The sequence below is a fragment of the Mesorhizobium sp. RCAM 05099 genome (genome assembly GCF_059683685.1).
The window spans coordinates 3,706,500-3,720,134 of sequence record NZ_CM185035.1; the positions used below are offsets into that span (position 1 = coordinate 3,706,500).

Consider the following 13,635-nt stretch of genomic DNA (forward strand, 5'->3'; position numbering starts at 1 on the left):
CTATCCGTTCGAAATCTCGATCAGCCGGTCGAGCACCTGCAACGCCCGGCCGCTGTCTATGGCCTGCGCCGCCGCCGCTATGCCGTCAACAAGCGTCGTCGCCTTGCCCGCCACCACAAGTCCGGCGCCAGCATTCATCAACACGGTGTCGCGATAGGCGCCGGCAGCGCCGCCGAGCATATCGCGCAAAGCCCCAGCGTTGTAGGCCGCGTTGCCGCCGCGCAACTCATCCTTGGTGTGGCGCGGCAGCCCAACGGCTTCAGGCGTCAGCGTGAAGCTGCGTATCTCGCCACCGATCAGTTCCGCCACCTGCGTCTCGCCGGTGGTGGTGATTTCGTCATAGCCGTCGCCATGAACGACCCAGGCATGTTCGGTGCCCAGCGCCTTCAATGTCTCGGCGACCGGCATGATACATTCCGGCAGGAACACGCCAACCATCTGCCTGACGACGCCGGCCGGATTGGACAGCGGGCCGAGCAGGTTGAAGATGGTGCGTGTGCCGAGCTCGCCACGGATCGGGCCGACATGCTTCATCGCCGGATGGTGCGCCGGTGCGAACATGAAGCCGACGCCGGCCTTGTGGATGCAGCGGCCGATCGTCTCCGGCGGAATGTCGATCTTGACCCCGAGCGCGGTCAGGACATCGGCCGCACCGGTTAGCGAGGAGAGGCCGCGATTGCCGTGCTTGGCGACCGGGACGCCGCTGCCGGCGATGACGAAGGCCGATCCCGTCGAAATGTTGACGCTGTGCGAATTGTCACCGCCGGTGCCGACGATATCGATGGCGCCGGCGGGCGCGTCGACGCGAAGCATCTTGGCGCGCATGGTGGCGACGGCGCCAGAAATCTCGCTCACCGTCTCGCCACGCACGCGAAGCGCCATCAGGAAGCCGCCGATCTGGCCAGGGGTCGCGTCACCCGACATGATGATGTCGAAGGCTTCACGCGCTTCCTCAAAGGAAAGGGCGGTCCCGCCCGCGACCTTGGCGATATGGGTTTTCAGCGCGCTCATCTTGTCGAGGCTTGGGCAACGGCGGCCTGATCGATGCGAACGTCGTACTGCGTCTGTAACTGCGCCACCAACTGGTCGAGCAGATCGTCCGACATGCCGGAGGTGAAGGACTTCTGCGCGTCTTCCGGCACCGAGCTTGCCTCGGCGCCCGCGGGCTCGAACACTTCGGCGACCTTGAACAGGATCTGTCCATCGCCGGTAGGCGAGGGGATCAATCCGGTGCCGCCTTCGCCGACGCCGAACATGACCGCGGCGCCCTCCTTGCCGAAATCGGCATCGTCGACCTCACGCTTCAAGCCGCGCTTGGTCTGCTTTTCCAGCTTGAGGTCGCCGGCGATGACGTCGAGCGTGGCGCCGGCCTTGAGCCGCTTTTCGAGTTCACCTGCCTTGGCGGCGAGCCGCTTGGTCGTTTCGGCCGCCGTCCAGTCGGCGGCGACTTTCTGACGAACCTCGTCCAGCGTCCGGTCGCGCGCCGGCGTGATCGAACTGACCTCATAGAAGATGAAGCCATTGTCCGCCGTGGTCCGAGCGTCGTTCTCAGTGTTGGGTTCCGCGTCGAAGACGGCCTTGATCAGCTCCGGTGATTCCGGCAGGTCCTTGACGATGGAGCCGTCCGGCTTGAGACCACTGCGATCGATGGCGTCGATGGTGACGTCCTTGAGCTTCAGCTTGGCGGCGGCGTCGGCCAGCGAACTGCCCGAGGCGCGGGTGTCCTCATAATTGTCGTGCACATCCAGAAGGATGCGGCTTGCCTCACCGAGCGCCAGGTCCTTGCGGATCTGGTCGGACACTTCAGCCAGCGGCTTCACCACTTCGGGCTTGATCTCGGTGACGCGCAGCAGCACCGGGCCAAAGGTGCCCTGAACCACGGGGCTGACTTCGTTGGCGTTGAGCGCGAAAGCCGCGTCGGCGATCGCCTTGTCGGCGATCTTGTCCTTGGCGAGCGTGCCAAGCAGAGTATCGGCCGGGGTCTTGCCCTCGGCCGCGACGAGCTTGTCGAAGGTCGCACCCGCCTTGAGCGAATCGAACGCGGCCTTTGCCGCATCCGGCGTCTTGAACACGAGCTGCTCGATGGTGCGCTGCTCCGGCGTGGTGTAGCGCGCCTTGTTCTTGTTGTAGTCGTCGCTGACCTGTTGGTCGGTGACCGCGGTCGTATCCATGATGTCCGCCGGTTCGAGCCGGACATAGGAGAATTTGCGGTACTCGGGTGCGGCGTAGGTTTTCTTGTTGGCCTCGAAATAGGCCGACAGCACACTGTCGCTCGGCGCCTCGATCGGCTCGACCAGCGTCTTCGGCAAGGTCAGATAGTCGACGGTGCGATCTTCGCCGCGATAGAGCGCAACCGCCTTGAAGAAGGTGTCCGGCGCCTTAAGGCCATCCGAGACCGCCTCGACGATCTGCTGGCGTACCGCAACCTGGGCACGGTTCTTCAGATAATCCTCAGGCCGCATGCCGATCTGCCGCAGCATGTATTCGAATGTCCTCTTGTCGAACTGGCCGCCGGGCCCCTTGAATGCCGGGTCCTCGCGTGTCAGCTCGGCCAGCCGGTCCTTGGACAGGCCGAGGCCCAGCTTGCGCGCCTGTTCGTCGAGAACGGCACCTGAAACGAGCTGTGCCAGCACTTGATTGTCGACGCCAAGCGCCTTCGCCTGCTCGTGGGTGAGACGTTGGCCGAACTGCTGCGACATGACGCTGAGCTGGCGATCATAGGCGAGGCGATATTCGTTGATCGACACTTTGGTGCCGCCGGCGGTGATCACCGAATCATGGCCAGCGAAACCGCCCATCAGCCGTCCGGAAATGCCCCAGGCGGCGAAACTGACCACCAGCAGCGAAAGCAGCGTCTTCGCGACCCAGGTGCCTGCCGCGTTTCTCAATATACCAAGCATCGTTACTTCCGATTTATGCGCATTTTCGCGTGCGCCGAGTCTGAAACAAGCGCAATAGCGCCCTTCCGGTCCACTGTCGATTGCTTTGTGGCCTGATTTTGGTAGTGAGGGCCAGAGCCGAATATCGCCCGGAGAAGCAAACCCATGACGCCAGGAATTCGCCCGCTCGTCGCCGGCAACTGGAAAATGAACGGCACCAGCGCCTCGCTCAACGAGCTTAGGATGATCGGCAATGGTTTCATGAGCGGGCTTGATGCGGAAACCGAAGCGCTGGTCTGCGTTCCGGCGACCCTGCTTGCCCACGCCGCCGAGATCCTGTCGCGCACCCCGGTCCATGCTGGCGGTGAGGATTGTCACACAAACGAAAGCGGCGCCTATACCGGCTGTATTTCGGCCGAAATGCTGAAGGATGCCGGCGCGACCCATGTCATCGTCGGCCATTCCGAGTGCCGCGAGCAGCGGGGCGAGGATGACGCCACGGTCCAGGCCAAGGCCTCCGCCGCCTGGCGCGCCGGACTTGTGGCCATCATCTGCATTGGCGAGACCCAGCAACAGCGCGAAGCCGGCGCCACGCTCGAGGTGCTGTCGCGGCAGGTCGCCGGCTCGGTGCCACCGAGCGCCACCGCGTCCAACACCATCATCGCCTACGAGCCGGTGTGGGCGATCGGCACCGGCCTGACGCCGACCGCCGCCGATGTGGCCGAAGCGCATGAACATATCCGCGAAAAGCTGTCGGAAAAGCTTGGCGGCGTCGCGGCGAAGATGCGCATTCTCTACGGCGGCTCGGTCAAGCCGTCCAATGCGGTTGAACTGCTCGGCGTCAGGAATGTCGACGGCGCCCTGGTCGGCGGCGCCAGCCTGAAGGCGGCGGATTTCCTCGGCATCGCCGAGGCCTATCGCAACATCTCCTAGGGATACCGACCGCGCCGAACGGGGCTGATGGCGCTGGAAATCGTTGCAAAGCAGGTGTTGCTTCCCATATTCCGGCCACGGGCTTGGAAATGCCGTCAAAGCATTGTATTGAGCCGCCTCCAATTCACCGGTCGTGTCCGCGGCCGGGCAAGGCCTTGCCAGGATAAACTATGGAAACCGTACTTATCGTCATCCATCTCATGGTCGTGCTCGCCCTTGTCGGCGTGGTGCTGCTGCAGCGCTCCGAAGGCGGCGGCCTTGGCATCGGTGGTGGCTCGGGCTTCATGACCGCGCGTGGTGCGGCCAATGCGCTGACGCGCGCGACGGCGATCCTGGCGGCGGCTTTCTTCGTCACATCGCTGACACTGTCGATCGTCGCCCGTTACGGCGAGAAGCCGATCGACATCCTCGACCGCGTGCCGGCGAGCTCGGACGGCGCTGGCAAGGGCGTGCTCAACCAACTGCCTGGCACGACCACTCCGGCGCCCGCTGGCAACGCCAAGCCGACGCCACCTTCCGGCAACGACGCGGCCACAACGCCTCCGGCGACTGCTCCGGCCACGGCCCCTGCCGCCGGTTCGACGCCGCCGGCGGCCAACGGCGCCACTCCTGCAGCACCGGCGACCCCGCAGGTTCCGAACCAGTAACCTTCGACATTTGCTGCCGCGGCCTGTTGTCGTTTGAACACAGTCGCGGCAAATGCAGCATGATCACGAAGATTCGAGCGGCTGCGGCGCGGCCTCGCGCTTGAGACGTCCGCGCTTATTCGACTATAGATTGCGCGCGGCATTTTCGGCGTCCTTGGGGGGCGCCGGGCGACGCCGTGGGCAACAAGCATTGAACGATCGGATCTTCGCCATGCAGCTTCGCAGCTTCATTTTCCTGGGACTTTGCGCCGCACTCGGCATCAGTTCCCCGGCCTTCGCCGGCATGCCGGCAAATATGGCCGCACATCAGTCGGTTGATAAAACCGATGCCATCAACGTCGCCGCCAAGAGTGATGCGGCGCAATTGAAGCTTCTCAAGAAGAAGAAAAACCCGACCCCGGACGATCTCGCCCAGATCAAGAAGATAGAGGCCAAGATCGTTGCCGACAAGGAAGCCGCCAAAGCCAGGGCGCTCGAAGCCAGGAAGCTGGCGATGCGCGAAGCGGCGAAGGCCAAGGCCGACGCGGAACGGCAGGCATTCCCGGCCAAGAGGGGCCAGAGAGAGTCTGCAACCGAGGTGGCTGACGCCAAGCCAGCCAAGAAGACCGCCAAGGTGATCGAGCCGATTGAGCCGATCGAACCGATCCAGTCGGCCGAGCCACTCCCGGCCGAGGCCATGAATGTGGCTTTGACCGGCAACAATGGCGAACTGCGCAGCGAGGTCGTCGGCCAGAAGCAGCCGACCGGCGGCCTGTTCGCCGGCCTCTTCGGCGGCACTTCGTCTTCCTCCTCGATGTCGCTGCTTCCCGAGACTCGTGCTCTCGACCAGGCTCTCGCCAAGAGGGAAGCCAAGAAGCAGTTCAAGGTGAAGCCGGAATTCGTGCCGCAGGACGTGGAATTCACCGGCTATGATGCCGGCACCATTGTCATCGACACCAGTGCGCGGCGCCTCTATCTCGTCGAATCATCTTCGACGGCTCGCCGCTACGCCATTGCGGTTGGCCGCGAAGGCCTGCAGTTCAAGGGTACGGTCGCGGTCGGCGACAAGCAGGAATGGCCGCGCTGGATCCCGACCCTGGACATGCAGAAGCGCGAGCCGAAGCACTACGCCCAGTACAAGGATGGCATGCCTGGCGGTGGCCAGAACCCGCTTGGCGCGCGCGCCATCTATCTCTACGACGGCAAGAAGGACACGCATTTGCGCATCCACGGTACCATCGCGCCGCAGTCGATCGGAACCAGCGCCTCGAACGGCTGCTTCCGCATGATCAACGAGCACGTCATGGACCTCTACAGCCGCGTCAAGGTCGGCACCAAGGTCGTCATCATCTGACGCCTGCACCCATCATGCCGAAAGGGCCGGCCTTGCCGGCCCTTTTGTTTTGCCTCGTCCACCCCTTCGGCGCCTTCTTGGGAAAAAACCTTCGCGGTGGTTTTTTCTCTGGCGGAATCAATCCGGCCGCGTTAAGCGATGACTCCCATGGCGCGATATGTATTCATCACAGGCGGCGTGGTTTCCTCACTTGGAAAAGGCATTGCCGCAGCGGCCCTTGGGGCTCTCTTGCAGGCGCGAGGCTATCGCGCACGCATCAAAAAACTCGATCCCTATCTCAATGTCGATCCGGGCACGATGTCGCCTTACCAGCACGGCGAGGTGTTCGTCACCGATGACGGCGCCGAGACCGATCTCGATCTTGGCCATTACGAGCGCTTCACAGGCCGCTCCGCCAATCAACAAGACAACATCACCACCGGCCGCATCTACAAGAACATCATCGAGCGCGAGCGGCGCGGCGACTATCTCGGCGCGACCGTGCAGGTCATTCCGCACGTTACCGACGAGATCAAGAATTTCGTCCTCAACGGCAATGACGACTATGATTTCGTGCTCTGCGAGATCGGCGGCACGGTCGGCGACATCGAGGCGATGCCGTTCCTCGAGGCGATCCGCCAGCTCGGCAACGACCTGCCGCGCAACAACGCCGTCTACGTGCATCTGACCTTGATGCCCTATATCCCGACGGCGGGTGAGCTGAAAACCAAGCCGACCCAGCATTCGGTCAAGGAACTGCGCGGCATCGGCATCGCGCCCGACATCCTGCTGGTCCGCGCCGACCGCGCCATTCCCAAGGAAGAGCGCCGCAAGCTGTCGCTGTTCTGCAATGTGCGCGAAAGCGCCGTGATCCAGGCGCTCGACGTGCCGCACATCTATGACGTGCCCATGGCCTATCACAAGGAGGGGCTCGATTCGGAAGTGCTCGCCGCCTTCGGCATCGATCCGGCGCCGAAGCCGCGCATGGAGCCCTGGCAGGCGGTGTCCAACCGCATCCACAATCCGGAAGGCGAGGTCACCATCGCCGTGGTCGGCAAATATACCGGCCTCAAGGACGCCTATAAATCGCTGATCGAGGCGCTCTCGCATGGCGGCTTGGCCAACCACGTCAAGGTCAAGCTCGACTGGATCAGATCGGAGATCTTCGAAAAGGAAGACCCGGCGCCGTGGCTGGAAAAGGTGCATGGCATCCTGGTTCCCGGCGGCTTTGGCGAGCGCGGCTCCGAAGGCAAGATCCTGGCGGCGAAATTCGCGCGCGAGCGAAAGGTACCGTATTTCGGCATTTGCTTCGGCATGCAGATGGCCTGCATCGAGGCGGCGCGTTCCCTGGCCGGTGTCGAACATGCCTCGTCGACCGAGTTCGGCCCGACCAAGGAGCCGGTCGTCGGCCTGATGACTGAATGGCTGAAGGGCAACATGCTGGAGAAGCGCCGGGAAACCGGAGATCTCGGCGGCACGATGCGGCTCGGCGCTTACCAGGCCGATCTCGCCAAAGGCTCCAAGATTGCCGAGATTTATGGCGACACGCAGATTTCCGAGCGCCATCGCCACCGCTACGAGGTCAATATCGACTACAAGGAGCGGCTCGAGGATTGCGGTCTGGTGTTTGCCGGCATGTCGCCTGATGGCGTGCTGCCGGAAACGGTCGAATATCCCGATCATCCCTGGTTCATCGGCGTGCAGTATCACCCGGAACTGAAAAGCCGGCCGCTCGATCCGCATCCGCTGTTCGCCAGCTTCATCGAGGCGGCGGTGGAGCAATCGCGCCTGGTTTAGGCACGGCCAGGCGAGACCGCGCTTCATGCAGACCTATGTCGCGCTTCTCTACAGCATCATCCTCGGCGAGGGGCGCCGGGTTGTCATGTCCGACCTCAAGGCGATGGCGGAAGGCCTTGGCCTGAAGAATGTCCGTACGCTGGTGGCGACGGGCAATCTGGTCTTCGAAGCACCGGTGACGGAAATCGCCGACCTTGAAGAGCGGCTGGAGGCAGCCTTCGAGAGTGCCTTCGACCGCCATGTCGACATCATCGTACGCGGCGCGGCCGATTGGCTGAGGCTTGCGGCCGGCAATCCGTTCGCGGTCGAATCGGCCGCCGCGGCGGATCAGGTGGCGGTGCGGGTGATGCGGCAGCCGGTGCCCGAGGAAGCCATCGCCACGCTCAGATCTTATGTCGGCGTGGGTGAAAAGATCCAGGCGGTCGGCGGCGACATCTGGATTTTCTTCTCCCGCGCCACGCCCAATTCACGGCTTCTGACGGCGACAAGCCACAAGCGCCTGGGCATCGGCACCTCGCGCAACTGGAACACTGTGCGCAAACTGGCCGAGATGGTTGGCGCATAAGGGGCGGCATTGCGCCGCCCCTTACGATGCCTGTCAGGCTTTTGCTGTCTTGGCGCCGGCGCCCACGGCGGCGGTGCGCAGCACGTAGTAGATGGTGCCGGCGATGGCGACGCCGAAGAACCAGCCATAGACGCCCCACCAGGACGGCAGCCAGTTGGTGAAGTTGGGCAGGATCGACGAGAAGATGGCGCCGATGCCAGCGGCGATGAAGGCATTGACGTGCCAGCCGCCCTGGAAACGGAACTCTCCGTCCTCGCGATAAAGCGCCTCGACGTCGACCTCGCCCTTCCGGATCAGATAGTAGTCGACCATCATCACGCCGAAGATCGGTCCCATCGTCGCGCCGATGACGTTGACGAAGGAGGCCGCACTGCCTTCCCATGGCGCGAAGGGATAGAGCACAAGCGCGATCAGTGCCGCGATGTAGCCACCCTTCTTGAAGTCGATCTGACGCGGAAAGACGTTGGAGAAGTCGAAGGCCGGCGAGACGAAGTTGGCGACGACATTGATGCCGAGCGTCGCTACCGCGAAGGTCAGGGCGGCCAGCGCGGCCAGGAACCAGCTGTCGAATTTGGCCGAGATCTGGTCGGGGTGCAGCAGCACTTCGTGGTAGACGTCATAGGCGGCTATGGTGGTGACGCCGGCAACCAGCGAGAACAGGATGAGGTTAACCGGCAGGCCCCAGATGTTGCCCTTGCGCAGTGACGCCTGGTCGGGTGCGTAGCGGGCGAAATCGCAGAAGTTGAGATAGAGCGCCGAGAAGTAGGTGACCCAGATCGCGGCCACCGCGAAGAGCGCGGTCCACGAGCCAGGTTCTCCAGGCACACCTGCGTCCCTGGTCTTCTCCTTCAGCACGTCCATCGGGATATCGCTGGTGAAGGCGAAGGTTCCGGACTTGACGCAGAGATAGACCGCCAGGATCAGCATCATCACCCAGACCGCCGGCCCCGCCCAGTCCTGGAAACGGCGCACTGTCTCCATGCCTCGCTGGATGATCAGCAACTGCAGCGCCCAGATGACGACGAAGCAGATCACCTCCAGTGCGGAATGGCCGAGGAAATGCGTGCTGAGGTTGAAGTCGGCAAACCATTGCGAGCGGATCAAAAGCGCTACGATGGCGCCGGAGGCGGCGGCTGTCTGTGCACCGTACCAGAAGCAGGCGACGATGGCGCGCACCAGCGCCGGTATGTTGGCGCCCCAGATGCCGAAGGAGGCGCGGGCAAGCACGGGGTAGGGCACGCCGGTCTTCACGCCGGCATAGCCGACCATGTTCATCAACGCATAGATGATCAGTGAACCGATGCCGATGGCGATGATGAAGTTGACGAAGCCGCCGCAGAACAGGAACAGGCTGGCCGCGAGATAATAGCCCCAGAGGCTGTGGACGTCCGATGTCCAGACGTTGAAGATCGAGAATGGTCCCCAGTTGCGGACCGTCGCCGGAGCGAGATCCTCGTTGTACAGGTCAGGCGATGCGCCTTGTATGGTCACTGCGATGTCCTCCCCTTGATGGCCACGCGCTTTCGCGTGTTGGCCGCGCAAGTTAAGCCTGACGCAGGGGAACCGGCAACCAACCCATTTGCCGGCTTTGGCCTTAAAGATATTCAATCAGAACCGAGCTTATCAGCAGGGGTAAGCTGGGTGCTGGCATGCCTGCGACGGCGATTCGAATTTGCCGAACCGAGGGTCGAAGGCTGCCCGTTTTTTGCCACCAATCTTTTTTAAGCGGATCTTTCTTTTTTCTGGAACCAAATGCCCATCCGGGAGTTTAATGGGGTTCGATCGAGCGGAGGGCGATCGACCGGGAGGAAACATATGGACCGCTTGCATTTCTTCACGCCCGTGCGCCTTGCGTCCGGGGTGGGGTACCCAGTTCAGGAAGTCGACAGCGTTGCCGAAGCGATGGTGTTCCTGCGTAAGTGGCCAACAGGGCGCCGCGGACCGGTTTATCAGTGCGCCTTGAATTGCTGCTCCGCCGCGCTGTCCGGCAACATGTCGGCCGAGGAAGCGAGAAAGGCTTTTACCGGATTTGCCCGCATCACCCGCCTGCTGGACGACGACATGGCGCTGCCCGTCGGTGGCGACCATATCGAAAACATCTACGCGTTGAGGCGGTAGGCGCCGAATTCTGTTGAGTTCGAAGGCTGCGCCCGTGATGGCTGCGGCAGGGTTTGTTCTGCGCCTCCGGTGAGAACGGCAAATGGGCCGGCCCGGAGCCGGGGCTTTCGCACGATTCTATAGCCCCCTTGCCACTGGCCACGCGCCGGGGAGCACAAGGCATCCTCACGCCGAACTGATGCAGCCGATCGGCGGCGCGCCTGCAATTCAAAGACTGAAAACAATCGTGTCGACGCAATCCACACTTGTGGTTCGGCGCATGCATCAAACGGTGGACAGCCTACTCGCTTGCTTCCCGGTCACTCGCTTCCCGGCCAGACACCTGCTCGATGAGGATCCGGAAGAAAACGTGCGGTATGCTATCTGACACGGGAGGCATCACAGGCTTGAGGGCACCTGGCTCCCACCAGTCCGCATGCTTGCTCAACACTGACCACGCGTGATCGCGCTGAAGCTTGTGGCCGACCCGGTCAGGCAGTTCTTCAAAGCGGCCGTCGACAATCACGCTTCTCCATCCTCGCCCCTGGCCGTGTTCGTCGATCTGGACGCACACAAGGGGATTGGTCCGCATCCAGTCGATCTTCTTCCCCGGCAAGGAGAACGCATAAAGGTGATAATCGGCGTAAGCGTAGTTGAAGCACACGACGTAGGGCTGTCCGTCCTTGGCACATGCCAAGTGGCCGACACGATTGGACGTCAGCAATTTCGTGCATTCCAATGCAGACAGTGTGCGGATCAGCATCGATACTATCTCCCATGCTGTAATTTCACACCTTGGCAGCAGCATTCGCAATGATTTGGGTCAAACCGCCGCGTCTGTTTGGTCAACAGGGTTCCGGCCGTGCTTCGGAGCGCAGCAACCCGCGGGTGCAGCCGGACCGTGATCGCGGGACCATCGCAAATGGCTGACATGACGACGGCCGGACCGTTGCTCCACTAGGTCGACCGCTTGTTCGTGCGGATCAGGGCCGCGGGATCGCAGGACCCGAACACGCACCGCAATATCCGTGATGCGCATCAAGAAACTGGTATTTTGGTTTCTGCTCGCTGGAGATGATCAGGAAAGAGTCGGAGCTAGCAAGCCATGGCCATTGCAACGAGGCATCAACCCTTCGCCGGGCTCTCGCGCAATACGTTTCTTCTGGCCTTGGCCAGCCTGTTCGCGGACATCTCGACGGAGATGCTCTATCCGGTCCTGCCGATTTTCCTCACGCAGACCTTGAAGGCCAGCGGGAGCGTGGTCGGCTTGGTGGAGGGCGTCGCTGACGCGACGCAGAACATCGTCCAGGGCTTTTCCGGCTCGCTCTCGGACAAGCTGCAAAGGAGAAAGCCCATCGCCCTGGCGGGTTACCTGCTGGCCGCGATCGGCAAGCCAGTTATGGGCGTCGCCACGATTTGGCAAGGCGTTCTGGGCGGGCGATTCCTGGATCGGCTCGGCACCGGTACCCGCTCGGCCCCGCGCGATGCGCTTATCGCCTCCTCCGTGGACGAGGCGAACAGGGGAAGGGCCTTCGGGCTCGAAGGAGTTGGCGATAACGCGGGCGCGTTCCTGGGGCCGTTGCTCGCTGTCTTGCTGCTCATCGTATGGCATCTCGACACGCGCCTGATTTTCTATCTCGCGGTTATTCCAGGTCTTCTCGCCTTCCTGATGGTCCTTCTCGTCGAGGAACGGCCCGTCGAGCTGATGGCGAAAGCGAAGATCGACGTCAGCTTCAGACGATTTCCCAGGGCCTACTGGAAGTATCTCCTGGCGACGGCCCTGTTCGGCATCGGCAATTCCAGCAACGCCTTTCTGATCCTGCAGACCAAGGATATCGGCGCCTCATTGACGACGACGATCCTGATCTATGCGGGCTTCAACCTTGTCGCCGCGCTGGTCTCCTACCCGGCGGGGTTTCTGTCGGACAGATTGGGCAGGAGAAACATCCTGCTCCTGGCGTTCGCCATCTTCCTAGTCACTTATCTCGGCTTCGCCTTGACCCGACACGTCGCGCTGATCGCGGTGCTCTTCGTGTTTTACGGGCTCTATCAGGGAATGTTCCGCTCCGTCGGCAAAGCGTTGGCGAGCGACCACGTGCCGGAGCAGCTTCGCGCCAGCGGAGTCGGCTGGTACAACACGACGGTGGGGTTGTTCGGTCTGGTAGCCAGCCTTGTCGCCGGATGGCTCTGGGACGGGGTCGGCCACGCCGCCGTGTTTCTCTTTGGCGCAGCTTGTGCAGTTGTGGGCAGTCTCGCCCTGCTGATGTTGGTTGCCGACGTCAAGCATCTTGGAACGGGCGGACAATGAGCGCTTGACGGAAGGACTCTTCCCACCTTCGAGCTTCGAGGTGTAGAGGCAAATTTGACTGGACGGCTGGTGCTCGAAAAGGTAACGAACGCACATGTCAGATATGCAACTAGCGATTGCACCCATGATGGACTGGACGGACCGGCATTGCCGGTTCTTCCATCGCCAGCTGACGAGCCGCGCGCTGCTCTACACCGAGATGGTGGTCGCCGACGCGATCATCCAGGGCGCGCGCGAGCGGTTGCTTGGCTTCGATGAGACGGAACATCCGGTCGCGCTGCAGCTTGGCGGCTCCGATCAAGGCAAGCTTGCCGAGGCGGCGCGCATTGGCGAAACCTTCGGTTATGACGAGATCAACCTCAATGTTGGCTGTCCGTCGGACCGCGTCCAGTCTGGCACGTTTGGCGCCTGCCTGATGAAGGTGCCTGATCTCGTCGCCGGCTGCGTCGCGGCGATGAAGGCGGCGGTGACAATTCCCGTCACCGTCAAATGCCGAATCGGCGTCGACGAGCAGGATCCCGAGCCGGCGCTCGATGCGCTGGCGGACGGTGTTTTCGATGCCGGCGCCGATGCGTTGTGGGTGCATGCGCGCAAGGCCTGGCTGGAAGGGCTGAGCCCCAAGGAAAATCGTGACATTCCGCCGCTCGACTATGGCCGCGTCTATCGGCTGAAGGTCAGAAAACCAAACGAATTCATAGGTATAAATGGCGGCATTCAGTCGATTGAAGAGGCGCGAGCGCATCTCGTTCATGTCGACGGCGCGATGCTTGGCCGCGCGGCCTACCACACGCCTGGCATTCTGGCCGGCGTCGATGCCGCCTTCTATGGCGTCAAGTCAGATGCGTTCGATTTCGCCGCGCTGATCGACAGGATGGCGGACTATGCGGCACACCATATCGAGCAGGGCGGCCGGCTTGGCCATGTCACCCGCCATATGGTCGGGCTGTTCCACGGATTGCCCGGGGCGCGCCGCTACCGCCAGATCCTGTCCACCGACGCGACCCGGCCCGGCGCCGGACCGGATGTGCTGAAGAGGGCTTTCGCCGCCGTTGAATTCAGTGGTGCGGCGGCCGAAGCGGCCTGATACGTCTAGGCTG

At 62.6% G+C, this 13,635-nt stretch carries 12 protein-coding genes; 8 read left to right on the forward strand and 4 right to left on the reverse strand.

The window, feature by feature from the left end:
- Positions 1–1,011 carry an anthranilate phosphoribosyltransferase gene (gene trpD / locus AC56QQ_RS18145; RefSeq protein ID WP_497122887.1) on the reverse strand — a complete coding sequence of 337 codons (1,011 nt, stop codon included), beginning with the start codon at positions 1,009–1,011 and terminating at the stop codon, positions 1–3.
- Entirely contained in the window at positions 1,008–2,900 is a 1,893-nt protein-coding gene (locus tag AC56QQ_RS18150; protein WP_497122888.1) for a SurA N-terminal domain-containing protein, read from the reverse strand. Before AC56QQ_RS18150 ends, trpD begins: the two co-directional genes overlap by 4 nt.
- A 144-nt stretch (positions 2,901–3,044) precedes the next feature.
- Here AC56QQ_RS18150 and tpiA point away from each other — a divergent pair, with 144 nt between their 5' ends.
- From tpiA to AC56QQ_RS18175, 5 genes are all read left to right on the forward strand, one after another.
- Positions 3,045–3,812, forward strand: coding sequence for a triose-phosphate isomerase (tpiA, locus tag AC56QQ_RS18155; RefSeq protein ID WP_497122889.1), 768 nt, complete (start codon positions 3,045–3,047; stop codon positions 3,810–3,812).
- Positions 3,813–3,982: 170 nt separating this feature from the next.
- Entirely contained in the window at positions 3,983–4,459 is a 477-nt protein-coding gene (gene secG, locus AC56QQ_RS18160) for a preprotein translocase subunit SecG (RefSeq protein ID WP_489861579.1), read from the forward strand.
- A 211-nt stretch (positions 4,460–4,670) separates the two neighbouring features.
- Positions 4,671–5,792, forward strand: coding sequence for a L,D-transpeptidase (locus tag AC56QQ_RS18165; protein ID WP_497122890.1), 1,122 nt, complete (start codon positions 4,671–4,673; stop codon positions 5,790–5,792).
- A 138-nt stretch (positions 5,793–5,930) separates the two neighbouring features.
- Positions 5,931–7,568 carry a CTP synthase gene (gene pyrG, locus AC56QQ_RS18170; RefSeq protein WP_497122891.1) on the forward strand — a complete coding sequence of 546 codons (1,638 nt, stop codon included), beginning with the start codon at positions 5,931–5,933 and terminating at the stop codon, positions 7,566–7,568.
- A gap of 25 nt (positions 7,569–7,593) precedes the next feature.
- Positions 7,594–8,133 (forward strand): DUF1697 domain-containing protein, encoded by a 540-nt coding sequence (locus AC56QQ_RS18175; RefSeq protein WP_497122892.1) that lies wholly within the window; start codon positions 7,594–7,596, stop codon positions 8,131–8,133.
- 33 nt (positions 8,134–8,166) lie between these two features.
- Here the strand turns inward: AC56QQ_RS18175 and AC56QQ_RS18180 are convergent, their stop codons facing one another.
- The gene (locus tag AC56QQ_RS18180) at positions 8,167–9,624 is read right to left on the reverse strand and encodes an NCS1 family nucleobase:cation symporter-1 (RefSeq protein ID WP_497122893.1); all 1,458 of its coding nucleotides are present in this window, start codon (positions 9,622–9,624) and stop codon (positions 8,167–8,169) included.
- Positions 9,625–9,948: 324 nt separating this feature from the next.
- Here AC56QQ_RS18180 and AC56QQ_RS18185 point away from each other — a divergent pair, with 324 nt between their 5' ends.
- Positions 9,949–10,251, forward strand: coding sequence for a DUF982 domain-containing protein (locus AC56QQ_RS18185; RefSeq protein WP_489861573.1), 303 nt, complete (start codon positions 9,949–9,951; stop codon positions 10,249–10,251).
- Between the two features lie 280 nt (positions 10,252–10,531).
- Here the strand turns inward: AC56QQ_RS18185 and AC56QQ_RS18190 are convergent, their stop codons facing one another.
- Positions 10,532–10,993 (reverse strand): pyridoxamine 5'-phosphate oxidase family protein, encoded by a 462-nt coding sequence (locus tag AC56QQ_RS18190; protein ID WP_497122894.1) that lies wholly within the window; start codon positions 10,991–10,993, stop codon positions 10,532–10,534.
- Positions 10,994–11,335: 342 nt separating this feature from the next.
- On the opposite strand from AC56QQ_RS18190, the gene AC56QQ_RS18195 reads away from it, so the two are divergent.
- Both AC56QQ_RS18195 and dusA read left to right on the forward strand, forming a co-directional pair.
- Complete coding sequence (locus tag AC56QQ_RS18195) at positions 11,336–12,538, forward strand: MFS transporter (RefSeq protein ID WP_497122895.1); 1,203 nt, start codon at positions 11,336–11,338, stop codon at positions 12,536–12,538.
- A 124-nt stretch (positions 12,539–12,662) separates the two neighbouring features.
- Positions 12,663–13,622 (forward strand): tRNA dihydrouridine(20/20a) synthase DusA, encoded by a 960-nt coding sequence (gene dusA / locus AC56QQ_RS18200; protein ID WP_497122896.1) that lies wholly within the window; start codon positions 12,663–12,665, stop codon positions 13,620–13,622.
- Positions 13,623–13,635 lie beyond the last annotated feature (13 nt).

What these genes read in the sequence shown, in the direction of transcription:
- trpD (WP_497122887.1), bottom strand. Translation starts at nt 1,011, where the DNA reads ATGAGCGCGCTGAAAACCCATATCGCCAAGGTCGCGGGCGGGACCGCC.
- AC56QQ_RS18190 (WP_497122894.1), bottom strand. Translation starts at nt 10,993, where the DNA reads ATGCTGATCCGCACACTGTCTGCATTGGAATGCACGAAATTGCTGACG.
- AC56QQ_RS18150 (WP_497122888.1), bottom strand. Translation starts at nt 2,900, where the DNA reads ATGCTTGGTATATTGAGAAACGCGGCAGGCACCTGGGTCGCGAAGACG.
- AC56QQ_RS18165 (WP_497122890.1), top strand. Translation starts at nt 4,671, where the DNA reads ATGCAGCTTCGCAGCTTCATTTTCCTGGGACTTTGCGCCGCACTCGGC.
- tpiA (WP_497122889.1), top strand. Translation starts at nt 3,045, where the DNA reads ATGACGCCAGGAATTCGCCCGCTCGTCGCCGGCAACTGGAAAATGAAC.
- AC56QQ_RS18175 (WP_497122892.1), top strand. Translation starts at nt 7,594, where the DNA reads ATGCAGACCTATGTCGCGCTTCTCTACAGCATCATCCTCGGCGAGGGG.
- secG (WP_489861579.1), top strand. Translation starts at nt 3,983, where the DNA reads ATGGAAACCGTACTTATCGTCATCCATCTCATGGTCGTGCTCGCCCTT.
- AC56QQ_RS18185 (WP_489861573.1), top strand. Translation starts at nt 9,949, where the DNA reads ATGGACCGCTTGCATTTCTTCACGCCCGTGCGCCTTGCGTCCGGGGTG.
- AC56QQ_RS18195 (WP_497122895.1), top strand. Translation starts at nt 11,336, where the DNA reads ATGGCCATTGCAACGAGGCATCAACCCTTCGCCGGGCTCTCGCGCAAT.
- pyrG (WP_497122891.1), top strand. Translation starts at nt 5,931, where the DNA reads ATGACTCCCATGGCGCGATATGTATTCATCACAGGCGGCGTGGTTTCC.
- dusA (WP_497122896.1), top strand. Translation starts at nt 12,663, where the DNA reads ATGATGGACTGGACGGACCGGCATTGCCGGTTCTTCCATCGCCAGCTG.